General features: G+C 32.3%; 35 protein-coding genes. 32 read left to right on the top strand and 3 right to left on the bottom strand.

Features of this window, described 5'->3' with window-relative positions; genetic code table 11:
* Positions 1 to 63 precede the first annotated feature (63 nt).
* Positions 64 to 516, bottom strand: a complete 453-nt coding sequence (locus UIB65_RS02270) for a DUF308 domain-containing protein (RefSeq protein ID WP_330039512.1) — start codon at positions 514 to 516, stop codon at positions 64 to 66.
* Positions 517 to 913: 397 nt separating this feature from the next.
* On the opposite strand from UIB65_RS02270, the gene UIB65_RS02265 reads away from it, so the two are divergent.
* The 3 genes from UIB65_RS02265 (at position 914) to UIB65_RS02255 (ending at position 3,020) form a co-directional block, all read left to right on the top strand.
* Entirely contained in the window at positions 914 to 1,435 is a 522-nt protein-coding gene (locus UIB65_RS02265) for a FumA C-terminus/TtdB family hydratase beta subunit (protein ID WP_330039511.1), read from the top strand.
* A gap of 100 nt (positions 1,436 to 1,535) precedes the next feature.
* Positions 1,536 to 1,865: a hypothetical protein gene (locus tag UIB65_RS02260; RefSeq protein WP_330039510.1), complete on the top strand. Its 330-nt coding sequence runs from the start codon at positions 1,536 to 1,538 to the stop codon at positions 1,863 to 1,865.
* Positions 1,866 to 3,020, top strand: a complete 1,155-nt coding sequence (locus UIB65_RS02255) for a TIGR03576 family pyridoxal phosphate-dependent enzyme (RefSeq protein ID WP_330039509.1) — start codon at positions 1,866 to 1,868, stop codon at positions 3,018 to 3,020. It begins immediately after the preceding gene.
* Here UIB65_RS02255 and UIB65_RS02250 read toward each other — a convergent pair.
* Together UIB65_RS02250 and UIB65_RS02245 are read right to left on the bottom strand one after the other, a co-directional pair.
* Positions 3,010 to 3,927 carry a biotin--[acetyl-CoA-carboxylase] ligase gene (locus tag UIB65_RS02250; protein WP_330039508.1) on the bottom strand — a complete coding sequence of 306 codons (918 nt, stop codon included), beginning with the start codon at positions 3,925 to 3,927 and terminating at the stop codon, positions 3,010 to 3,012. The two genes, UIB65_RS02255 and UIB65_RS02250, sit on opposite strands and share 11 nt — an antisense overlap.
* Before the next feature lie 16 nt (positions 3,928 to 3,943).
* Positions 3,944 to 5,437 carry an acetyl-CoA carboxylase biotin carboxylase subunit gene (locus UIB65_RS02245; RefSeq protein ID WP_330039507.1) on the bottom strand — a complete coding sequence of 498 codons (1,494 nt, stop codon included), beginning with the start codon at positions 5,435 to 5,437 and terminating at the stop codon, positions 3,944 to 3,946.
* A gap of 74 nt (positions 5,438 to 5,511) precedes the next feature.
* Here UIB65_RS02245 and UIB65_RS02240 point away from each other — a divergent pair, with 74 nt between their 5' ends.
* From UIB65_RS02240 to UIB65_RS02100, 29 genes are all read left to right on the top strand, one after another.
* Positions 5,512 to 6,141: an METTL5 family protein gene (locus UIB65_RS02240; RefSeq protein ID WP_330039506.1), complete on the top strand. Its 630-nt coding sequence runs from the start codon at positions 5,512 to 5,514 to the stop codon at positions 6,139 to 6,141.
* Positions 6,142 to 6,389: 248 nt separating this feature from the next.
* Positions 6,390 to 7,217, top strand: coding sequence for a putative RNA uridine N3 methyltransferase (locus tag UIB65_RS02235; RefSeq protein WP_330039505.1), 828 nt, complete (start codon positions 6,390 to 6,392; stop codon positions 7,215 to 7,217).
* Positions 7,218 to 7,562: 345 nt separating this feature from the next.
* On the top strand, positions 7,563 to 8,573 hold the full coding sequence (gene rpl3p, locus UIB65_RS02230) for a 50S ribosomal protein L3 (protein WP_292740363.1): 1,011 nt from the start codon (positions 7,563 to 7,565) through the stop codon (positions 8,571 to 8,573).
* A 2-nt stretch (positions 8,574 to 8,575) separates the two neighbouring features.
* Positions 8,576 to 9,340 carry a 50S ribosomal protein L4 gene (gene rpl4p / locus UIB65_RS02225; protein WP_330039504.1) on the top strand — a complete coding sequence of 255 codons (765 nt, stop codon included), beginning with the start codon at positions 8,576 to 8,578 and terminating at the stop codon, positions 9,338 to 9,340.
* A 22-nt stretch (positions 9,341 to 9,362) separates the two neighbouring features.
* Positions 9,363 to 9,623 (top strand): 50S ribosomal protein L23, encoded by a 261-nt coding sequence (locus UIB65_RS02220; RefSeq protein WP_330039503.1) that lies wholly within the window; start codon positions 9,363 to 9,365, stop codon positions 9,621 to 9,623.
* Between the two features lie 12 nt (positions 9,624 to 9,635).
* Entirely contained in the window at positions 9,636 to 10,361 is a 726-nt protein-coding gene (locus tag UIB65_RS02215; RefSeq protein ID WP_116591338.1) for a 50S ribosomal protein L2, read from the top strand.
* Between the two features lie 15 nt (positions 10,362 to 10,376).
* Positions 10,377 to 10,787 carry a 30S ribosomal protein S19 gene (gene rpsS, locus UIB65_RS02210; RefSeq protein WP_330039502.1) on the top strand — a complete coding sequence of 137 codons (411 nt, stop codon included), beginning with the start codon at positions 10,377 to 10,379 and terminating at the stop codon, positions 10,785 to 10,787.
* A gap of 12 nt (positions 10,788 to 10,799) precedes the next feature.
* A complete protein-coding gene (locus tag UIB65_RS02205; RefSeq protein WP_330039501.1) occupies positions 10,800 to 11,264 on the top strand; it encodes a 50S ribosomal protein L22 in 465 nt (154 codons plus the stop codon).
* A complete protein-coding gene (locus tag UIB65_RS02200; RefSeq protein WP_296895285.1) occupies positions 11,264 to 12,019 on the top strand; it encodes a 30S ribosomal protein S3 in 756 nt (251 codons plus the stop codon). The genes UIB65_RS02205 and UIB65_RS02200 overlap by 1 nt, the downstream gene beginning before the upstream one ends.
* A gap of 35 nt (positions 12,020 to 12,054) precedes the next feature.
* Positions 12,055 to 12,261: a 50S ribosomal protein L29 gene (rpmC, locus tag UIB65_RS02195; protein WP_116591334.1), complete on the top strand. Its 207-nt coding sequence runs from the start codon at positions 12,055 to 12,057 to the stop codon at positions 12,259 to 12,261.
* Positions 12,262 to 12,600: a stress response translation initiation inhibitor YciH gene (gene yciH, locus UIB65_RS02190; protein ID WP_292608534.1), complete on the top strand. Its 339-nt coding sequence runs from the start codon at positions 12,262 to 12,264 to the stop codon at positions 12,598 to 12,600. It begins immediately after the preceding gene.
* Positions 12,601 to 12,684: 84 nt separating this feature from the next.
* Positions 12,685 to 12,963: a ribonuclease P protein subunit gene (locus tag UIB65_RS02185; RefSeq protein ID WP_330039500.1), complete on the top strand. Its 279-nt coding sequence runs from the start codon at positions 12,685 to 12,687 to the stop codon at positions 12,961 to 12,963.
* A gap of 11 nt (positions 12,964 to 12,974) precedes the next feature.
* The gene (locus tag UIB65_RS02180; RefSeq protein WP_292608539.1) at positions 12,975 to 13,292 is read left to right on the top strand and encodes a 30S ribosomal protein S17; all 318 of its coding nucleotides are present in this window, start codon (positions 12,975 to 12,977) and stop codon (positions 13,290 to 13,292) included.
* Positions 13,293 to 13,297: 5 nt separating this feature from the next.
* Positions 13,298 to 13,696 carry a 50S ribosomal protein L14 gene (locus UIB65_RS02175; RefSeq protein WP_292608541.1) on the top strand — a complete coding sequence of 133 codons (399 nt, stop codon included), beginning with the start codon at positions 13,298 to 13,300 and terminating at the stop codon, positions 13,694 to 13,696.
* A gap of 9 nt (positions 13,697 to 13,705) precedes the next feature.
* Positions 13,706 to 14,056, top strand: a complete 351-nt coding sequence (gene rplX, locus UIB65_RS02170) for a 50S ribosomal protein L24 (protein WP_330039499.1) — start codon at positions 13,706 to 13,708, stop codon at positions 14,054 to 14,056.
* A 1-nt stretch (position 14,057) separates the two neighbouring features.
* Positions 14,058 to 14,786, top strand: coding sequence for a 30S ribosomal protein S4e (locus UIB65_RS02165; protein ID WP_330039498.1), 729 nt, complete (start codon positions 14,058 to 14,060; stop codon positions 14,784 to 14,786).
* The gene (locus UIB65_RS02160) at positions 14,783 to 15,295 is read left to right on the top strand and encodes a 50S ribosomal protein L5 (RefSeq protein WP_330039497.1); all 513 of its coding nucleotides are present in this window, start codon (positions 14,783 to 14,785) and stop codon (positions 15,293 to 15,295) included. The genes UIB65_RS02165 and UIB65_RS02160 overlap by 4 nt, the downstream gene beginning before the upstream one ends.
* A 9-nt stretch (positions 15,296 to 15,304) precedes the next feature.
* Positions 15,305 to 15,448 carry a 30S ribosomal protein S14 gene (locus UIB65_RS02155; protein ID WP_069574686.1) on the top strand — a complete coding sequence of 48 codons (144 nt, stop codon included), beginning with the start codon at positions 15,305 to 15,307 and terminating at the stop codon, positions 15,446 to 15,448.
* 11 nt (positions 15,449 to 15,459) lie between these two features.
* Positions 15,460 to 15,852, top strand: coding sequence for a 30S ribosomal protein S8 (locus UIB65_RS02150; RefSeq protein ID WP_296895280.1), 393 nt, complete (start codon positions 15,460 to 15,462; stop codon positions 15,850 to 15,852).
* 8 nt (positions 15,853 to 15,860) lie between these two features.
* Positions 15,861 to 16,397, top strand: a complete 537-nt coding sequence (locus UIB65_RS02145) for a 50S ribosomal protein L6 (protein WP_330039496.1) — start codon at positions 15,861 to 15,863, stop codon at positions 16,395 to 16,397.
* Positions 16,398 to 16,411: 14 nt separating this feature from the next.
* Positions 16,412 to 16,741 (top strand): 50S ribosomal protein L32e, encoded by a 330-nt coding sequence (locus tag UIB65_RS02140; RefSeq protein WP_292740325.1) that lies wholly within the window; start codon positions 16,412 to 16,414, stop codon positions 16,739 to 16,741.
* 130 nt (positions 16,742 to 16,871) lie between these two features.
* A complete protein-coding gene (locus UIB65_RS02135) occupies positions 16,872 to 17,327 on the top strand; it encodes a 50S ribosomal protein L19e (protein WP_330039495.1) in 456 nt (151 codons plus the stop codon).
* Between the two features lie 2 nt (positions 17,328 to 17,329).
* On the top strand, positions 17,330 to 17,911 hold the full coding sequence (locus UIB65_RS02130) for a 50S ribosomal protein L18 (RefSeq protein ID WP_330039494.1): 582 nt from the start codon (positions 17,330 to 17,332) through the stop codon (positions 17,909 to 17,911).
* 2 nt (positions 17,912 to 17,913) lie between these two features.
* Positions 17,914 to 18,555 carry a 30S ribosomal protein S5 gene (rpsE, locus tag UIB65_RS02125; RefSeq protein WP_330039493.1) on the top strand — a complete coding sequence of 214 codons (642 nt, stop codon included), beginning with the start codon at positions 17,914 to 17,916 and terminating at the stop codon, positions 18,553 to 18,555.
* A 12-nt stretch (positions 18,556 to 18,567) separates the two neighbouring features.
* Positions 18,568 to 19,026, top strand: a complete 459-nt coding sequence (locus UIB65_RS02120) for a 50S ribosomal protein L30 (protein WP_330039492.1) — start codon at positions 18,568 to 18,570, stop codon at positions 19,024 to 19,026.
* Between the two features lie 14 nt (positions 19,027 to 19,040).
* The gene (locus tag UIB65_RS02115; RefSeq protein WP_330039491.1) at positions 19,041 to 19,478 is read left to right on the top strand and encodes an uL15m family ribosomal protein; all 438 of its coding nucleotides are present in this window, start codon (positions 19,041 to 19,043) and stop codon (positions 19,476 to 19,478) included.
* Positions 19,479 to 19,506: 28 nt separating this feature from the next.
* Positions 19,507 to 20,868 (top strand): preprotein translocase subunit SecY, encoded by a 1,362-nt coding sequence (gene secY / locus UIB65_RS02110; protein WP_330039490.1) that lies wholly within the window; start codon positions 19,507 to 19,509, stop codon positions 20,866 to 20,868.
* Between the two features lie 40 nt (positions 20,869 to 20,908).
* Positions 20,909 to 21,469, top strand: a complete 561-nt coding sequence (locus tag UIB65_RS02105) for an adenylate kinase (protein ID WP_330039489.1) — start codon at positions 20,909 to 20,911, stop codon at positions 21,467 to 21,469.
* A 10-nt stretch (positions 21,470 to 21,479) separates the two neighbouring features.
* On the top strand, positions 21,480 to 22,058 hold the full coding sequence (locus UIB65_RS02100) for an EMC3/TMCO1 family protein (RefSeq protein ID WP_330039488.1): 579 nt from the start codon (positions 21,480 to 21,482) through the stop codon (positions 22,056 to 22,058).
* Positions 22,059 to 22,103: the final 45 nt, after the last annotated feature.

Here is a 22,103-nt window from a genome sequence, read left to right as displayed (position 1 = left end):
AATTCAATGCAAAAGTCTTAAAAAATAAAAATAGAAGCAATCAAAAGATTGCTTATTAAATTTCTAGTCTAGAAGCATACCTATTCCTTGGATGATTAAACATACGCCTATAAGAATTGCGGCGTAAAGCGGGTTGCCGATTGAAAATCCTCCAAGAGCAAATGATATTATACCCATAATTATTATCAATACTGAAGCAATTTTTGATATTTGTGTGTCTGAAATCAGACCAATAATACCTGCTAAAAGCAGTATGATACCAATTATATAGAATTGGAATCCTAAAAGGAATGACACTGCATCAATGTTAAATGTGAACAGCAACCCAAATATAATGGCCAGAATTCCAATAATGATATTGCTTGCTGTAAATCCTGCAAGTATTAATGTTATACCAAAGAAGAATAAACTTATTCCAATAATGATAGACACTACTCCAGAACTAAAAACCGGGAAAATTATAAAAATTAATCCTAAAATTATGGATAATATTCCAGATATTTTAATTGGCTCCATAGTTTTTCCTCCAAATTTTTTCATGTTCACTTTTTCAAGTGAAAAATATAAAAATTCAAAAAGCAATACGCTTTTTAGAATATTATTTATCATTTATGTTATTTATTTTTTTATTTTATCTTTTTTTGGTGTAATAGTATTTGGATAGTGTCGTGAGTGAATCCTGACAGTCATTAATAATCAATTGAAAAATAATATTTTAAAATGCTTTCATAGATATTTGCTTGACTTGTCATGTAGTTATCTATAGTTTTTCATGTTGGAAAGTGTAGATAATCCTACTTGAGATAATTTTTTTCTATTAAGTACACCTAACCATTAATTATATTAAAGCTAAAATTTTATATATTCATAGATTTGTATTTTTAATACATATTTTACTTGTAAGGGTGTAGAAATGGAAAGAAAGTTAAATGTTCCAATAAAAGATGAAAATTTAAATGAGTTAAAAGCGGGTGATGTAGTATATTTGACAGGTAATATACTAACTGCCCGAGATCAAGCACATAAACGACTATTAGAAAGGGGGGCTCCATTGGATATTGATGGTGCAGTTCTTTTTCATGCAGGCCCAATTATCACAGAAGATGATGGGGAATACAAAATGGTGGCCATTGGCCCTACAACTTCTATGAGAATGAATCCTTATCAAAGTGATGTTCTTGATATGGGTCCAAAAATCATCATAGGCAAAGGTGGTATGGATGATACTGTTAGAGAAGCATTAATTAGAAATAATGCATTGTATGTTGTAGCCACTGGAGGATGTGCCGCTTTATATGTTGATGCTGTTGAAAAAATTGAAAGTGTTGACTGGCTTGATTTAGGAATGCCTGAAGCCATGTGGAATTTGAAGGTTAAAAATTTCGGACCACTTATTGTTGCAATGGATAGTGAAGGCAATAGTTTATATGACTAATTTTTTAATTTAATAAGGAATACTTATATATTATTTAATGTATACTATATTTTAATTTAGTTTAAATTAGTAAGGAGATAAATATAAAAAGGTGATTGTAATGGCGGATATTAATGAACAAGCAGAAAAAAAGTTGAAATCAAGAATGACTAAAATTAGAAAATGTAATAGGGAACCTGAAGAAAAAGAAAAGTTTTCCCAAAAATTTGGTACTTCTTTTGAAATTGAATTCCAAAATAAAAATCCTGATAAACTTACAGATGGTATAACTATCTTTACAAGTCCTGAAGGTAAAGTTTTATTTGCTGAATATTATTATCAAATTCCTGAGAATGAAGAATATACTTCTGTAGATATCACTGAAAAACAATTAAAATCAATTATTGAATTCTTTGATGATTATAAATTACAATTAGATGACTCTGATTAGATGATTGTCAATAATTCTTTGGATGAAATAAAAAAAAGAGATAATGCTCTTTCAATTATAAGAAATATGGTTGAAAATAAGGGTAGATCTTCTTTATTTGATTTAACTGGTTTATCTGGTGGATTTATTGCAAGTCCTTCTGAACTTAGTTTGTTGGAAACATATGTTGGTCCGGCTATTTTTGAAGATGCTCTTCAAGAAGTTGGAATTGAACATATGGGTGGTCAAAAGGTAATTCCTTTAAATAGGACTTCTTCAGGAATTCTTGCAACTATTTTAACACTTGTAAACAAAAATTCTAATGTAGTTCATTATCTTGCGGAATTGCCCGCTCATCCATCTATTCCAAGAAGCTGCAAACTAGTTGGGGCTAATTATTCTGAAACCGATAATTTTAATGAATTTTCAATACCTGAAAATACTTCCTTGGTTGTCATAACTGGCTCAACTATGGACCATAAGGTCATTGATGAAAATGAGTTTAGAAAAGTAATTGAAATGGCTCATGAGAGGAATATTCCTGTAATGGTGGATGATGCATCTGGTGCAAGATTGAGGACAGTTATTTTCAATCAACCGAGAGCTTGTGATTTGGGAGCAGATATTGCAATTACCAGTACTGACAAATTAATGCCAGGTCCAAGAGGAGGATTGATGGCAGGTCGTGAAGATTTAATTGATGAAATCAAAGTTAAAGTTAATCAATTTGGTCTTGAAGCACAGCCTCCTGCAGTTCTTGCTATGGTGAATGGTATTAAAAACTTCAATGAGGATAATCTAATTAATAGCTTTGAGCATAAAGAACAACTTTTTGAACTATTAAATAAAAATTTCAATAATTTCCAAAAGACACCTACGGGGGTAATGATATCTCCTAATGATTTAGCCAAGGAAATCAATGTGGAACATAACTTGTCTGATAATGATTTGGCTTTCGTTTTTTCTTTTATCTTATTGAGGGACTGTGGAATTATTACAATTCCTCCGGTTTCAATGCCTGGAGCATCTGCAACAATAAGATTCGATTTATCTACATCTGATGCTTTCAGATTAGATTTAAATGACTTAAATAAAAAAATAGAATCTTCATTTAAAAAACTACTGGGTGTAGTTTCAAATGAAGATGAATGCAGGGAGATTGTATTTAATTTTTAATTATACATTCTCCAGATATTACTTTTTCTAAGGTTCCATCAATTTTTTCAACAACAAGAGCTCCTTCTTTGCTGAGGCCTAAAACATATGCATCGTAATAAGTGTTGAACGGCTCTCTAACTTCTACAATTTTTCCAATTGAGTAAGAACGTTTTCTCCATTCTTTTAAGATATCTTCATATCCTTCATGGCTGAATTGTTCACTTATTTTTTCAAATTCTTCTAAAAAGGTTTTTATTAATAAGTTTTCATTGCCGTCTCTTCCAAGCTCTTTTTTGAGTGTTGTTGTTCCTTCCCGTAATTCTTCTGGGAATTGCTCAACATCTAAATTAGCATCAATACCTACGCCGATAATAACATTTTCAATGGTATTAAATTTGGCAACTGCTTCAGTCAATATTCCACAGACTTTTTTACCATTTATCATTATGTCATTTGGCCATTTAATTTCAGGATTTTCAACACCAATTGATTCAAGAGTCTTTGCAACAGCTACTCCTGTAGCTAATGTTATTAATGGTAATTTGGAATGGTCTACATTAGGGTTTAATATGATTGACATCCATACTCCTCCTAATGGTGATGCCCATTGTTTTCCTGATCTGCCTTTAGCTTGTGTTTGTTTTTCGGAGATAATTACGGTTCCATTTTCAACATCATTCATTGATAAGAATTTAGCAAGAGTATTTGTTGAGCTGACCTCTTTGAATACATATAAATTTTTACCGACATACTTAGTATTCAAGTCCTTTAAAATTTCAGAGGATTTGATGTAGTCAGTGTCTTGTTTTCCAATTTCTTTAACAACCTCTGCAAAATCGTTTAAATTAACTTCTTTAATTTCATTTATTGTTTCATCAGAAAACTTTTTTTCTTTTTTCAATAAGTTGACAATTTCGTTTTGCATTTGCTAATCTCCAAATTTATTTTTTTTGCATTTTTTGACTTTTAACTGCATTCTGGTAAGATCCAACAGCAGCAGAGATGGCTGCTATTTTTTTACTAGGCATAAATGTAGATTTTAATTTGTTTACAATTTCTGTATCTTCAATAATCACATTTTCCATTTCTTGATCAATACCTTTTTTGTGTTGGTCAATAAAATGAGTGTTCAAATCTCCAGAAATAAAATTAGGATTTCTTAAAATAGCTTTATGGAATGGAATTGTGGTTTTAACACCTAAAATGATATATTCGCTTAAAGCTCTTTTCATTCTGTTAATTGCATCATTTCTGTTTCTTCCATATGTGATTAATTTAGAAATCATAGAATCATAAAATGTAGGAATGGTATAATTCATATATACCCCACTGTCTAAACGAACACCTGGTCCTCCCGGAGACCTGTAACCGGTAATTTTTCCAGGATTTGGGGCGAAGTCATTAAGTGGGTCTTCTGCATTAATACGGCATTCAATTGCATGGCCTGTAACTTGTATGTCGTTTTGTGAATAACTCAACTCTTCACCGGCAGCTATCCTGATTTGTTCTTTGATTAAATCAGTGTTGGTTACAAGTTCGGTAATTGGGTGTTCTACTTGAATACGTGTGTTCATTTCAAGGAAATAGTAGTTTCCATCATCATATAAGAATTCAACAGTACCTGCACTGGTATATCCAATGTATTCTGCTGCTTTTACTGCACTTCCACCCATTTCTTCTCTCAATTCTTCGGTCATGATTGGAGAAGGTGCTTCTTCAAGAAGTTTTTGATGTCTTCTTTGAATGGAACATTCCCTATCAGCTACGTGGATGGCATTACCGTGTTCATCAGCTAAAAGTTGGAATTCAATATGACGTGGTTTTTCAAGGTATTTTTCAATAAATACGGTTGAATCACCAAAATTTGTGGATGCAACGGATTGTGTGGATTCGATTGCACGCACGAGTTCATCTTCTTCATAAACTGCACGCATACCAATTCCACCTCCTCCTGCTGAAGCTTTTACGATTACAGGATAACCGATTTGAGCAGCAATTTCTTTTGCTTCTTCAATGTCAGTAACTCCTTCGGGAGTTCCTTCAATAACTGGGACTCCTGCTTTTTTCATTAAAGCTTTTGATGTAATTTTATCTCCCATTTGGTTAATTACTTCTCCACTTGGTCCTATAAGTTTAATTCCATTTTTTTCACATTCTTCACCAAATTTTGAATTTTCAGCTAAAAATCCATAACCTGGGTGTATTGCATCAGCACCTGATTCCAATGCGATGTTTATAATTTTTTCAATATTTAAATAGGATTTTGCTGGTGATGGGTTACCTAATGGATAACTTTCATCAGCATAGTTTGTATAAAGGGAGGTTGCATCTGCATCGGAGTATATGGCTACACTTTCAATATCCAGTTCACGACAAGCACGCATAACTCTTATTGCGATTTCTCCTCTATTTGCAATTAATACTTTTTCAAACATATGAAACCTCAAAGTAATTTTTTTTTATTAATAATATAATTATATTAAATATTATAATTAAATATGTTGATTAGATGAAAAAAATTACTCGTAAAAAACATTTAGAAATGAGACTTCAAAATATTCCATCTCACCCTAAGCCGAAAGTGAATCTTGAACAATATACGACTCCTTCAATTATTGCTTCTGATTTAATTTGGAACGCTTTTTCATTTGGAGACATTGATTCAAAAAATGTTTTTGATTTGGGATGTGGAACTGGAATTTTTACAATCGCTTCAGCATTGATGGGTGCAAATTTCGCTGTTGGTGTGGATATTGATGATGATTCTATTAATTTAGCGAGGGAAGTTTCAGATAAATTAAATGTGGATAATTTAAGGTTTATACAAAGTGATATTGCTGATTTTGATCCGGGTTGTAATGTAAATACTATATTTCAGAATCCTCCTTTTGGATCACAAAGGAAAGTGGAGAGGGGTCAGGATTTGAAATTTATAGAAAAAGCTATTGAATTAAAACCCGATGTATTATATTCATTTCACATGGCATCTACGGAAGAATTCTTATTAGGATATTATGGTGATAATAATTTGGAAGTAACTCATATTTTTAGATATAATTTTCCAATTCCTAAAATTTATGACTTTCATAGCAAAGAAAATCAAGATATCGAAGTAATTGTATTAAGAGCAAGATTATAATATCTTTTAAATTTTTTTAATTTTCTAATTTTTTCTAATTTCACATCAAAAAAACAATACCTTTATATAGTGAATAGTATATATTTTATATTAATATATTCTCTGAGTATAAAAAAGTTGGTAGCATAAAAAGAAGCTACGGATATTATAATTGATATAATATTTTTGTAAATGTGTAAGTCTATTTAGTGATAGCTATATAAATGTAGGGTAATCTTTATATACTTTGAATTATATAATTTAAAGTAATGTATAAAGATGAGCTATCTATATTTATTCCAAACTCATTTCTTTCTGAGTCTAAAGACCTCAAGATTCGTACTTATAAGGTAGGAATATTGGGTAGAGCTTTAGCGATTTTTCAAGCAGACAACGTTGTTATTTATAATGATGACAATGTTAAAAATGAAGATGGGAAAGATGATGGAAAATTCATTGCTGAAGTTTTGAGTTATATGAATACTCCTCAATATTTGAGGAAAAAAGCATTTCCTATAAAAGCAGAACTAAAGCATGTTGGTATTCTTCCACCACTTAGAACCCCACATCATCCTGTTAATAGTCAACCAGACGTGGGTGATTATAGACAAGGTTTCACTGTTAAAAGAAATAAGAAAGGAACTTTTGTGGATATAGGTATGGATGATCTTGCATTCTGTAAAGAGCAACTTTCTGTTAAAAAAATTTTTGACTTTAAGATTACTAAAATTGCTAAGAAAGAAGTAATAGTCACACCTGATAAACCAGATGACGTTTACTGGGGATATAATGTTATCTCCTCTAATAAGAGTCTTAAAAATAGCTTAAAATTAATTAAACCTAATCTTGTTGTGGAAACTACAAGGTATGGAGATTATATTGATTCTATTTTTGATGAATTAAAACATAAAGTAGATGAATGTAATAGTATTGCTATTTTATTTGGTGGCCCTTATTCTTCAATTCAAGAAGATGTTTCTGGAGGAAATTGGGATTTATTAAAAGTGAATACCATTCCAAATCAAGGAACTGAAACTGTTAGAACTGAAGAGGCAGTTGTCGCTACACTTTCTTTATTTAACTTTATGAAATTTTAATTCTCTTTATAAATTTATTAGTTTTACACGCTGATAGATAACTTGCTCAACTTTTTATACATTAATGTTTTTAGGACTCACCTAAAAATATACTTAGCACAGAATGATTTATACATTGAATATATTCTTTATTGTGCTTCAATTAGATTAAACTCAATAGAATATATTGAAAATTAATATTTATCTAGTTGTAATTGTTTTTACAGCTATTTATTATTTCGATGAAGTTATATTAAGTATAATTTTGTCACTTTGTAAAATAGTTATTCATTTAGCTATTTACTTAAAAAATTTAAATTGATTTAAAAAAATAAAGGAAAATTATAATTAAGGAGGTTAAATTAAATGGTAAGACATCACCAGCCAAGAAAAGGGTCTGTTGCTTTTAGTCCAAGAAAAAGAGCAGCTAAAGAAACCCCTAGAGTAAAATCTTGGCCTCAAATTGATGAACCAAAATTACTCGGCCTCGCAGGTTATAAAGTCGGTATGACTCATGCTTTAGTCACTGACACTGATAAAAACTCTCCAACTAATGGTATGGAAGTTTTCACTCCAGTAACCGTATTGGAAGTACCTCCGGTCGTAGTAATGGGAATTAGAGCTTATGAAAAAACTTCTCGTGGTTTGAAAGTAATCACCGAAGTACTTGCAGATAATTTAGATCAAGAACTTTCTAGGAAAATATCTCTTCCTAAAGAATACAATAAATCTGAAGCTATTGCAAAAATACAAGGTGCATTAGAAAACACAGAAGAAATTAGAGTCTTAGTACACACAAATCCAAAAGTAACTAGCGTACCTAAGAAAAAACCTGACATATTTGAGTGTGGAATTGGAGGAGCAAATCCTGAAGAAAAATTAAATACTGCATTAGAATTATTAGGTAATGAAGTAAAAGCTAGCGAAATCTTCAATGAAGGAGAATTTGTTGATGCAATTGCAACTACAAAAGGAAAAGGATTCCAAGGTGTAGTAAAAAGATGGGGAATCAGAATTCAATATGGTAAAGCTGTTAGAGCAGGAAAAGGTAGACACGTAGGTTCTATTGGACCTTGGACTCCAAGAAGAACCATGTGGACTGTAGCTCAAGCAGGTCAAATGGGTTACCATAAAAGAACTGAATTCAATAAAAGAATTTTAAAAATCGCATCAGCTGATGAAGTTGACCAAATCAACCCAGATGGTGGATTTGTAAAATATGGCCTTGTCAAAAACGATTATGTTTTAGTAAAAGGTTCTCTTCCAGGACCTTCTAAAAGGTTAGTAATCTTAAGACAACCTATTAGACCTAATAATAAAGCTGAGGATATACCTCAAATTAACTACATAAGTACAAAATCTAAACAAGGGGTATAATCATGAAAGTTAATGTTTATTCTATTGATGGGGAAGTAAAAGAAGAAATGGAACTTCCAGCTATTTTTGATGAAGTATACAGACCAGATTTAATCAAAAGAGCTGTACTTTCAGCACAATCTGCTAGAGTACAACCATGGGGTAATGACCCAATGGCAGGTAAAAGAACTTCCGCAAAAGGATGGGGTTCAGGTAGAGGTACCGCAAGAGTACCAAGGATTAAAAATGGTTCAAAAGCAGCTTTCGTACCAATGGCTATTGGTGGTAGACAAGCACATCCTACCAGAGCTGAAAAAAATCATCATGAAAAAATCAACATAAAAGAAAGAAGATTTGCTATCAGATCTGCTGTTGCAGCAACCACTAATAAAGAAATTGTTGAAAACAGAGGTCACAAAGTTGCAGATTTAGAACAAGTACCTATTATTGTTGAAGATGATTTAGAATCTGTCAAAACCGCTAAACAATCTCGTGAAATTTTCGAAAAGATTGGCGTTTATGATGATGTGATTCGTGCTAAAGAAGGTAAAAGAATCAGAGCTGGTAGAGGTAAAACTAGAGGAAGAAAATACAAAAAAGTAAAAGGACCTCTTGTTGTCGTTGGTGAAGATAAAGGTATTTCCTTAGGTGCAAGAAACCACGCAGGTGTAGATGTTGTTGTGGTTGAAAACTTAAATGCCGAATTATTAGCACCAGGTACTCACCCAGGAAGACTCACTATTTACACCAAATCAGCTGTTGAAAAGTTAGGAGGTTTATTCCAATAATTTTGGATAAATAGGTGATATTATGGATTCATACTCAATTATTATTAAACCTCATGTTACTGAAAAAACCATGAACTTAATTGACTTAAACAATGAAATTACTTTTGTTGTTAATCGTAAAGCTAACAAAAGCCAAATCAAAAGAGCTTTTGAAGAGTTATACGAAGAAAAAGTTGCAAAAGTTAATACTCATATTAGTCCTAAAGGTGTAAAAGTAGCATATATCAAACTTGTTGAAGAAGAAATGGCAGAAGAACTCGCTGTCAGAATAGGAGTATTCTAAGGAGGAATTATAATGGGAAAACGATTAATTCATCAAAGAAGAGGTAGAGGAACTCCTGCACACCGTGTTGCTTCTCACCGTTTTAAAGATAAAATTAGATACAGATCTTACGATGCTTTAGAAAAAGAAGGCAGTATCAAAGGAAAAGTCATTGATATTGTACATGACCCAGCAAGAACAGCTCCTATTGCAGAAGTAAAATTCGAAAATGGTGAAAAGAAATTTATCTTAGCACCTGAAAGCATTCAAGTTGATGATGAAATTGAATGTGGTATTTCTGCACCTATCAAATTCGGTAATACTTTACCACTTGCTGAAATTCCTGAAGGAACTCCAATTTACGACATTGAAAACACACCTGGAGATGGTGGTCGTTTTGTAAGATCTTCTGGAACTTATGCTAATGTTGTTACTCATGATGCTAACCAAACTGTTGTTGAATTACCATCAGGGGAATTAAAATACTTAAATCCTAACTGCCGTGCTAGTATTGGTGTAGTAGCTGGTGGAGGAAGAAAAGATAAACCATTCCTTAAAGCTGGTAAAAAATGGCATGCTTACAAAGCTAAAGGTAAGAAATTCATGACTGTAAGAGGAGTAGCAATGAACGCTGTAGATCACCCTCACGGGGGAGGTAACAGACAACATCCTGGTCGTCCAACTACTGTTTCAAGACATGCACCACCAGGAAGAAAAGTTGGTTCAATTGCAGCTAAGAGAACAGGTTTAAAAAGATAGATAGAGGGTGTTTCATTGGCAAGAAAAGTATTTAAATATAAAGGTTATACTCTTGAAGAATTACAAGCTATGTCTTTAGAGGAAGTAATGGAATTATTCCCTGCAAGACAAAGAAGATCTTTAAAGAGAGGATTCTTACCAAGACAACAAATTGTTTTGGATAAAATGAGAAAATTAAATAAAGAAGGAACAAAAGATGGCCGTCCTGTTGTAATTAGGACCCATTGTAGAGACATGATTGTTATACCTGAAATGGTAGGAACCACTTTCGGTATTTATGATGGTCAAAATTTTGTAGAAGTTACTATTACACCAGAAATGATTGGACACTACTTTGGTGAATACGCACCAACTAGAAAAAGAGTTCAACACGGTGACCCTGGTATGGGTGCTACTAGATCATCCATGTTTGTACCACTTAAATAAGGAGATTAAAACATGGCTAACAAATATGCTTATAATAAAGAAGTTGACGAAGCAAAAACTGCACGTGCTATGGCAAAATCTCTTAAGATTTCTCCAAAACACAGTGTTGAGATTTGCAGTGCAATCAGAGGAATGGAAGTAGCTAAAGCTAAAGCTTACTTAGAAGATGTTATTGAAATGAAAAAAGCTGTTCCTTTCAAAAGACACAACAAAAAAGTTGGTCACAGAAAAGGACAAGAAGGTTGGCCTTCCGGTAGATACCCTGTTAAAGCTGCTGAACAAATTTTAAAAGTTTTAGAAAATGCAGAAGCTAATGCAGAGTACAAAGGTATGGACACCGAAAAATTATTCATTGAACACATTTCATCTCATAAAGGTGTTGTAATTCCTGGTTATATTCCAAGAGCATTCGGTAGAATGACTCCATTTAACACACCTACTACTCATATTCAAATTGTATTACAGGAGGCTAACTAATGATAGAAAAAGATTTCGTTTCAGAAGGCCTTAGAAGAACTAGGATTGACGAATACTTAGAAAAAGAACTTGAAAGAGCTGGATACGGTGGTATGGAAGTTCAAATCACTCCTTTAGGTACCATGGTTGTTGTTTATGCTGAAAGACCTGGTATGGTAATTGGTAGGGGTGGTAAAAACGTAAGAACTATCACTAACACTCTTAAAACTGAATTTGGGTTAGATAATCCTCAAATTGAAGTTAAAGAAGTTGAAGTTCCTGAACTTAACCCTAAAATCATGGCATACAAAATATCCAACATGTTACAAAGAGGAATGCACTTCAGAAGAGTTGCTTATTCCACTATTCGTAGAATTATGGGTGCAGGAGCTCAAGGTGTAGAAGTTACTATTTCTGGTAAAATCAGAGGTTCTAGATCTGCTGTAGCTAAATTTGTTGAAGGATACATTAAAAAATGTGGAGAACCTTCAATCAGATTAGTAGAAGAAGGTTTCGCTACTGCTCAATTAAAACCTGGAGTATTAGGTATTTATGTAAGAATTATGCCTCCAGAAACTGTATTGCCTGATTCTGTAGAAATTCTTCCTCCAAAAATGATCATCGAAGAAGATGGTGAAGTTATTGAAGAAGAAATCGATGTTGAAACTGAAGAAGTCATCGAAGAAGAAATTATTGAGGAAGTTGAAGATCTCGAAGAATTAGAAGAAGTTGTTGAAGAAGATTCTGCTGAAGAAGTAGAGGAAGATGATAGTTAAATATTTAAATTTAATTATCCAAAAGAGTTGGAACAATGGCGATTTTAAGAAGTAAAGAAATTTGGGACATGGAAGTTGATGAGATTCAAGATAAATTAGTTGAACTCAGAACTGAATTATCCAAAAATGTTTCTAAAAGTGCAGCTGCTGGGGTAGTCGAAAACCCTGGAAAAATTAGAGAATTAAAAAGAACAATTGCTCGTGTTCTTACAATATTGAATGAAAAACAAAAGGAGAATTAAATGTCAAAAATCTGTGATGTATGTGGGCTTCCTGAAGAACTTTGTGTTTGTGAAGAAATTGCACGTGAAGTTCAAACTCTAAAAGTTTTTACAGTTAGAAGAAGATTCGGAAAACTCATGACTATTATCGAAGGTATAGATGAACACGACATAGATATCAAAGAACTCACTAAAACCCTCAAAGCAAAATGTGCTTGTGGAGGTACTGCTAAAAATGGCCAAATAGAACTTCAAGGTGACCATAAAGTTAAGGTTAAAGAAGTTTTATCTGATATGGGTTTTTCATCTGATACTATCGAAATTCGTGAATCTAAGAAGAATAATAAGAAAAGGAGATAGTTCATCTATTCGACATGTTTTTCAATAAAATTTTGTAATTTTTCTGCATGATTTATTGTAAATATTTCATTAAGAGATGGGATTATGATTACTTCAAAAAATTTAGTTCACCATGAGTTCATCGGATTGAATGTTCAGGTAACTAATGAGAAGAACACCTCTCTTAAATTAATAGGAACAATAATTGATGAAACTAAAAATACCATTAAGATTGAGGATGTGAATAAATCAGAAAAGATTATTCCAAAAAAGGGTTCAATATTCGTGTTTGAACTTCCAAACGGGGAAAAAATAGAAATTAATGGTAAAATTTTATCAATTCGTCCTGAAGATAGAATTAAAAAAAGATTTAAAAAAATATAAATGGTGATAATATGGTTGGGCTTAATGTTCAAGAACCAGAAACTACATGTGATGATCCTAACTGCCCTTTCCACGGAACTTTACCTGTAAGAGGTCAAGTTTTAGAAGGTGTTGTTGTAAGTAATAAAGCGGAAAGGACTATTACTGTTGAACGTAGTTACTACAAATTCATTAGAAAATATGAAAGATATGAAAAAAGGAAATCCAAAATTAATGTTCACAAACCTGATTGTTTAAATGTTAATGTTGGAGATTCTGTAAAAGTTGCAGAATGCAGACCATTGAGTAAAACTAAACATTTTGTTTTAGTTGAAGTTAAAGGAGAGTAAATAATATGAAACCATTAACCTCAAATGTTTCTAAAGCATTACCAATCGGAGCAACTTTACAATGTGTTGATAATACTGGTGCACGTGAAATTGAAATTATTTCAGTAAAAGGATTCAAAGGTGTAAGAAGAAGACTTGATGTTGCTGGTGTTGGAGATTTAGTTGTTGCTTCAGTTAAAAAAGGAACTGCTGACATGAGAAGAGAAGTTGTTAATGCAGTTGTAGTTAGACAGAAAAAAGAATACAGACGTGCAGATGGTCTTCGTGTTAAATTTGAAGATAATGCAGCTGTAATCATTACTCCTGAAGGAATCCTAAAAGGTTCAGAAATTAGAGGTCCTGTTGCTAAAGAAGCAGCTGACAGATGGCCTAGTGTTGGTAGTGCAGCAAGTATTTTAGTATAAGGTGAAAAAATGTCAAAACAACCAAGAAAACAAAGAAAAGCTCTTTACAACGCTCCTGCTCATGCACGTGGAAAACATTTAAGCGCTGCTTTAAGTAAAGATTTAAGGGCACAATTAGGAAAAAGATCTTTACCTATTAGAACAGGAGACAAAGTTAGTGTTGTCCGTGGAGACTTTAAAGGACATGAAGGAGAAGTTCTCACTGTAGATTATAATTCTTACAAAGTAACTATTGAAGAAGTTACTTTATCAAAACCAGATGGAACTGCAACTTTCCTTCCAGTTGATCCATCTAACTTAGTAATTATTGAAGCAGATTTAAAAGACGATAGAAGAATTAAAAATAAAGGAGATAATTAAAATGGCTAAAATGGGATCTAGAAAACATCTTAAAAGATATAAAGCACCTAAATCTTGGCCTATTCATCCTAAAGAAGACACTTGGACTGTAAAACCTTCTGCAGGTTCTCATTCCATTGAAGATTCTATTCCATTAACATTAGTTATCAGAGATGTTTTAAAATTAGCTGATAACTCCAGAGAAGCAAAAAGAATTATTAACTCTGGTAATGTTTTAGTTGATGGAAGAGTTGTTAAAGATTACAAATTCCCAGTTGGTTTCATGGACATTATTGAAATTCCAAAAACTGGTGAATCTTACAGAGTTCTTTTAGATAGAAAAGGAAGATTACAATTAGATTTAATTGATGATAATAGTGCTAAATTATCTAAAATTGTTAATAAATCTACCATTAAAGGTGGAAAAACTCAATTAAACCTTCACGATGGTAAAAATATAATCATTGATGAAGATGCATACTCTGTTGGAGATGTAATTTGTTTAAATGTACCTGAACAAGAAATTGTTGAAGTATATCCTTTACAAGAAGGTGCTACTGTACTTGTTACTGGTGGTAAACACACCGGTGAGTTAGGTACTGTAACTGAAATTATTGAAAATAAATCTTCCAATCCAAATACTATTATTATCGAAAATAGTTCAAAAGATGATTTCTTAACTTTAAAAGATTATGCATTTGTTATTGGTACTGATGCACCAACAATATCTTTATTGGAGGTTAATAAATGAACCCAATGAATGAAGTACGTATCGAAAAAGCTACTGTCAGTATTGGTGTTGGTGAAGCAGGTGAAAAATTAGAACGTGCTATTACTTTATTAGAACAAATGTTCGATCAAAGTCCTGTAAAAACTTTTTCTAAAGTCACTAACCCTGAATGGGGTATTAGAAAAAAACAACCAATCGCATGTAAATTAACTTTACGTGGAGAAAAAGCTGATAAAGCTATTGACATGGTTTTAGAAGGTATTAGTAGGAATATTAAACCTACTCAATTTGATGCTCAAGGAAACCTTTCTTTTGGTATTAAAGAACATATTGATATTCCAGGTATGAGATATAATCCTGATATTGGTATCTTCGGTATGAATGTATCTGTTACTTTTGAAAAACCAGGTTACAGAATTGCAAGAAGAAAAATCAGACAAAAGAAAGTTACTCAAAAACATAGAATTTCCAAAGAAGAAACTATGAAATTTATGGAAGAAAACTTTAAAGTTAATTATGTAACTGAATAAGGTGATATTTTGCCAAGAAAATACGGAAAAGCTGCAAAAAAATGTAGTCGTTGTGGAGACCATTCTGCTATGATTAGTAGATATGGATTAAATTTATGTAGACAATGTTTTAGGGAAATAGCTCCTAAAATAGGGTTTAAAAAATATAATTAGAGGTTTTAATTATGAGTCTTATGGATCCTCTTGCTGATGCTTTAACTAACATTAGAAATAACGAATTACAAGTGAATGACTCTTGTGTTATTTCTCCTGCTTCCAAATTAATTGGACAAGTGTTAAGCACTATGCAAAAAGAGAATTATATTGGTAATTTTGAATATATTGATGATAACAGGGCAGGAAAATTCATAGTAGAATTAAAAGGTAACATTAACAAATGTGGTGTTATCAAACCTCGTCACGCTGTTAAAAAAGATGAATTTGAGAAATTTGAAAAAAGATATTTGCCAGCAAAAAACTTTGGTATTTTAATTGTCACTACTCCTCAAGGAATTATGACTCACAATGAGGCTAAAGAAAGAGGAATCGGTGGACGTTTGTTGGCTTACATGTATTAGGTGATAAAATGGTAGTAGCTGCAGCTATAAGGGAAACTATTGAAATCCCTGAAGGCGTTGAAGTTATAATTGAAAATAATGAGGTTTCTGTAAAAGGACCTAATGGAGAAGACTCCAGAAAATTTACTTATCCTAATGTAAGTATTAAAGAAGAAGATGATGTTGTTGTTTTAGAAACAGCATTTCCTAAAAAGAAAGATAAAGCAATGATTGGAACTACAAGAGCACACATTAATAATATGATTACAGGTGTTACTGATGGTTTCACATACCACATGAAAATTGTATTTGCTCACTTTCCAATGACTGTGAAAGTTCAAGGAGATACAGTTGTAATTGATAATTTCCTCGGGGAAAGACACCCAAGAACTGCTAAAATAGTAGGTTCTGCTAAAGTAGCAGTTAAAGGTGATGAGGTAACAATTACTGGTATTAATAAGGAACATGTTGGTCAAACTATGGCTAACTTAGAACAAGCAACTAAAATTAAAGGAAGAGATCCTAGAGTATTCCAAGACGGAATATACTTAACTAGCAAAGAATAAATTTGGTGATTTAAATGGCTAACAAAAGATTTAAAAGACAAGAATATGCTCGTTATAAAAAACTTGGAATCAAATGGAGACGCCCTAGAGGTAAAACCAGTAAAATGAGAAGATATGAAGCAGGTAAACCTGACATGCCAGCTATTGGTTACAGAACCCCTAGAGCTATTAGGGATTTACACCCTTCAGGATATAATGATGTTCTTGTTCACAATATGCAAGAATTAGAAGACTTAGACCCAGCAACTGATGCTGCAAGAATAAGTGCTTCTATTGGTAAAAGGAAAAAAGCTTTGATGTTAGAAAAAGCATCAGAACTCGGAATTAAAGTTTTAAATAAATAAATTATTCATATTTATAAGTTAAATCAATTCCGGGGTTTTATTTGAATTGATTTGACTATTTAAATTAAATAAGGGAATTTAGATTAATATCTAAATTTATCAGCTATGCTGAAAACGGAGGATTATATACATGAATCTTACAACTCAAAAAAGATTAGCTGCTAGTATACTCAAAGTAGGTCTTAATCGTGTATGGATTGATCCAGAAAGATTAGAAGAAGTATCTATGGCAATTACTAGGGAAGGAGTAAAGCAGTTAATTAATGATGGAGCTATTAAAGCAAAACCTCAAAAAGGTATTAGTAGCTACAGATCTAAAAAAATTAAAGAACAAAAAGCAAAAGGTAAAAGAAAAGGTAGAGGTAGTATAAAAGGAGCTAAAAAAGCACGTACTCCTAAGAAAAAAGCTTGGATGACTACTATTAGAGCTTTAAGAAAAGATCTTAAAGAAATGCGTGAAGAAGAAGTTATTGATGCTACTACCTATCGTAAATTATACAAAATGGCTAAGGGTGGCGCATTTAGAAGTAAATCTTACATGAGAAACTACGCCCGTGACCATGATTTAATTAAAGGAGAGGAATAAACATGGCACAAGGAACCAATTATAAAGTAGCATTCAGAAGAAGAAGAGAAGGAAAAACTGATTATGCAGCTAGATTAAAATTAGTTGATTATGACAAATCTCGTTTAGTTGTTAGAGTTTCCAATTCTCATGCAACTGTTCAAGTAATTAATTATGCTCCTGAAGGAGATATTACTGTAGCTTCCGCTGTAAGTAAACAATTAGCTAAATACGGTTATTTAGGAAGCACCGGAAATCTTTCTTCATTTTACTTAACTGCATACCTTTGTGCTAAAAGAGCATTAGCAAATGGTGTTGAAAGTGCAATTTTAGACATCGGTTTAAAATCACCAATCAAAGGATCTAAAGTATTTGCAGCTCTTAAAGGTGCTGTTGATGCTGGTTTAGACATTCCTTATGGAGATTTCATTTTCCCAGAAGATGAACGTATCCGTGGAGAACATGTTGCTAATTACGCTGAATCTTTAGATGATGATGAAGTTAATAAAAAATTCTCAAAGTATTTCGAAAGAGGTCTCAATCCTGTAGATTTACCTGAAAACTTTGATGAAACTATTAAGAATATTGATGAGGCAGAGGAATAACTATGAGTTTTAATATTGATGAATGGGAACCTAAAACTAAAATGGGTAAATTAGTTAAAGAAGGAACCATTACTGATATCGATGAAATTTTTGAAAAAGGTCTTCCAATCATGGAATTAGAAATAGTCGATGCCTTAATTCCAGATTTAGAAGAAGAAGTGATGGATGTTAACTTAGTTCAAAGGATGCATAAATCTGGTAGAAAAGTTAATTTCAGAGTAATTGTTGCTGTAGGTAACAAAGATGGATATGTTGGTTTAGGCCAAGGTAAAGCTAAAGAGGTTGGTCCTGCAATTAGAAAAGCTGTTGATAATGCTAAATACAACATTATTAAAGTAAGAAGAGGTTGTGGAGACTGGGGTTGTGTTTGTGGAAGAGAACACACCGTACCTTTCAAAGTTCAAGGTAAATCAAGTAGTGTAAGTGTTACATTAATGCCAGCTCCTGCAGGTGTAGGTTTAGTAGTTGGAGATGTTGGTAAAACTATTTTAAAACTTGCTGGTATCCATGATGTATGGTCTCAAACTTTTGGTCAAACTCAAACTACTGTTAACTTTGCAAATGCAGTATTCAATGCTTTAAAAGAATTAAGCAATGTTAAAGCTTCCGAAGAAGACCTCAAAAAAATGGGAGTTAACTACTAGATGGTGATTACTATGTTTTTAGTTATTAGAGTTAGAGGAACTACTGGTGTCATTCAAAATATTGCTGACACTTTAGATATGTTAAGACTTAACAGAATCAGCCATGCAGTATTAGTTGAAGAAAATCCTAGTTATGAAGGTATGCTTCAAAAAGCTAAGGATTACATTACTTGGGGAGAAATTGACGCTGAAACTTTAGCTAAAATTATTGCTAAAAGAGGTAGACTCCCTGGTAACAATAAAGTTACTGATGAGTATGTAGCAGAAAATTCTGATTATAAAAACATTGCAGAATTAGCTGAAGCTTTAATTAATTCTGAAGTTAAATTAGCTGATGTTGGTATTAAACCTGTATTCCGTTTACACCCTCCAAGAAAAGGATATGAAGATATTCGCTTATCTATTAACGAAGGTGGATCTTTAGGTTACAGGGGAGAAGAAATTAAAGATCTTGCAATAAGAATGCTTTAAATCAGGTGTATATTATGATTAGAACAAAACGTAAAATTAACAAACAAAGAGGTTCTAGATCCAACGGTGGAGGCTGTACTAAAAAACGTAGAGGTGCAGGTAACAAAGGTGGTAAAGGTAATGCAGGTATGGGTAAACAACACTGGACTTGGACTGTAATCCATGACCCTAACCACTTTGGTAAACACGGTTTTAAAAGACCTCAAAAAATGATTAATAAAATTAATGCTGTTAATTTAAGCTATTTAGAAGAACAAGCTGATAATTTAATTGAAAAAGGTGTAGCATCTAAAGATGGTGATGCGATTGTAATCGATGTTACTGATTTAGGATATGATAAAGTTTTAGCTAAAGGTAAAATCACTAAAACTTTCAAAATATCTGCACCTAAATTTTCAGCTTCTGCAATCGAAAAAATTGAAGAATTAGGAGGAGAAGCTATAGAATTATAGCTTTTTTCCTTTTTATAAGAGGAAGAAAATGTCATCACTAGAAGTATTGGAGCCTATATTTAAGTTCATTCCTGAAGTCAAATCCCCTGTTCATAGAGAAGACTTCAATGAAAAACTTAAATGGACCGCTCTTGTTTTAGTTATATATTTTATATTGACTCAAATTCCATTATATGGACTTAGTCCAGGTGCTATTGATAACTTAGCTCAATTGAGAGCTGTTATGGCTGGAAGTTTTGGTTCCATTCTTACTTTAGGTATTGGACCAATCGTTACAGCTTCTATTGTTTTACAATTGTTAGTTGGTTCAAATCTTTTAGATTTAGATTTGTCTTCTCATAAAGATAAATCTCAGTTCCAAGCTACACAAAAAGTTTTATCTATTGTTTTCACAGTATTTGAAGCTAGTGTATTGGTATTCACAGGTAACTTAGTGCCGATTGATGGTTCTTATACTTTCTTATTAATCTTGCAACTTGTTGTTGGTGCATTGGTTATTATTTATTTAGATGAAGTTGTTTCTAAATGGGGATTCGGTAGTGGTATTGGATTATTCATTGCTGCTGGTGTATGTCAAGCGGTTATTGTAGGTACTTTCAGCTTCTTACAAGGAACTGATGGTTTATTTACAGGTATACTTCCTAAATTTATTCAACTAGCTACTACTGGTGTTTATGATATAACAATCTTAATTCCATTGTTTGCAACTATCATTGTATTTTTAGTTGTTCTCTATGGTGAAGCTATGAGGGTTGAAATTCCTATTTCTCATGGTAGTGTAAGAGGACATGGAAGAATTAGAGGATCTGTCGGTAAATATCCATTAAAATTCGTTTACTCAAGTAACATGCCTGTAATTTTAACAAGTGCATTGCTTGTAAACGTAACCTTGTTTGCAAACCTTTTCCAAAAAATAGGATTCCCAATTTTTGGTCAAATTCAAGATGGTAAACCTGTTGATGGAATTGCATGGTTATTATCAACTCCAAAATGGTACATGTTTGTAACAGAACCAGTTCACATTATTGTCTATGCAATATTCTTCATTGCATGCTGTATGTTATTCTCATACCTTTGGGTTGAAATTAGTGGATTGAATGCTAAAAAGATTTCAGAACAACTTTATAATTCAGGTATTCAAATACCTGGTTTTAGAAGTAGTAAACGTCAATTATATAAAATATTGAAAAAGTATATTCCTGCACTTACCATTATCAGTGGTATATATGTAGGTCTTATTGCTTTCCTTGCAGATTTAACCGGTGCTTTAGGTGGAGGTACTGGTGTTTTACTTACTGTAGGTATTATTCATAAACTTTATGAAGAAATGGCAGAAGAACAACTTATGTCTGCAAATCCAATTCTTAGAAAAGTTTTAGGAGGAGACTAATTCTCCTAAACTTATTCATATTAATATGTGAGGGATTAAATTGAAATTAGTAGTATTAACAGGTATTCCAGGTTCTGGAAGTACAACATTGCTTAAAAAAGCACTTGAAGAAGTTGATTATGTGCACTTGAATTATGGTGACATAATGACTGAAATAGCAATTGAGAATAAAATTGTTGAAGATAGGGATTCTTTAAGAAAATTACCAGCTGAAACTCAAAAAGAAATTCAAGCTGAAGCTGCTAAAGAAATTAAAAGAAGATCTGAAAATGATAATGTTATTGTAGATACTCATTGTACTATTAACACTCCATCTGGATTTTTACCAGGTTTGCCAATTTGGGTTTTAGAACAATTACAACCAGATCGTTTTATTTTAATTGAAGCTAATCCTGATGAAATTATTTATAGAAGATTAAATGATGACACCCGTGTTAGAGATGTTCAAAAAGCAAAAGAAATTGATTTACACCAACAAATGAACAGAGCTACATCCATGGCTTACGCTACTTTAACTGGAGCTACTGTTAAAATTGTTGAAAATCATGATAATCATTTAAATTCTTCAGTTTCAAAATTAGTAGATGTATTAAATTTATAGGGGATTAATTATGGTTGATATATGGGGAATGATCTACGGAGTATTGAATGCAGTTTTCAATCCAATTCTCGCTATGGACCCGAATCCAGCCAATCCGGCTTTGACTGTTTTTATTGTTGCATTTATTGTTTCATTAATCACAACTATTGCGAATAAATACTTGGTAGACCAAGACGAAATGAACGACGTACAAGCAAAGATGAAAGAATTCCAGAGTGAACTTAGAGAAGCTCAAAAAAAAGGTGACGGTAAAAGGGTTGCTGAACTCCAAGCTCAACAGTCTGATATGATGCAAATGCAAAGTAAAATGATGACCAGTCAGTTCAAACCTATGATTGTAACTTTTGTTCCAATTATTTTAATATTTTTCTGGATGAGATCATCAGATATTCATAATTTGGTTATAATTTTACCTAAAACTGTTTATTGGGTAACTTTAACTCCTGTTTGGCATTTCTTAGGTCAATTCTTATATGGTGGTAAAGCAACTATTCCATATGGTATCGGTTGGTTGTTATGGTATATGATTTGTACTTTTGGAATGAGTCAAATAATAAGAAAATTCTTAGGATTCAAACAAGGGTTCTAAATCAACCTTTTAAACATACATTTATTAATGATGAAAAAGATATAT

Origin of the sequence: Methanobrevibacter sp. (assembly GCF_036307625.1) — an archaeon.
GTDB lineage: Archaea > Methanobacteriota > Methanobacteria > Methanobacteriales > Methanobacteriaceae > Methanocatella.
Note: the sequence above shows the minus strand (reverse complement) of the source record. Positions and strands in the feature narration are given on the sequence as shown.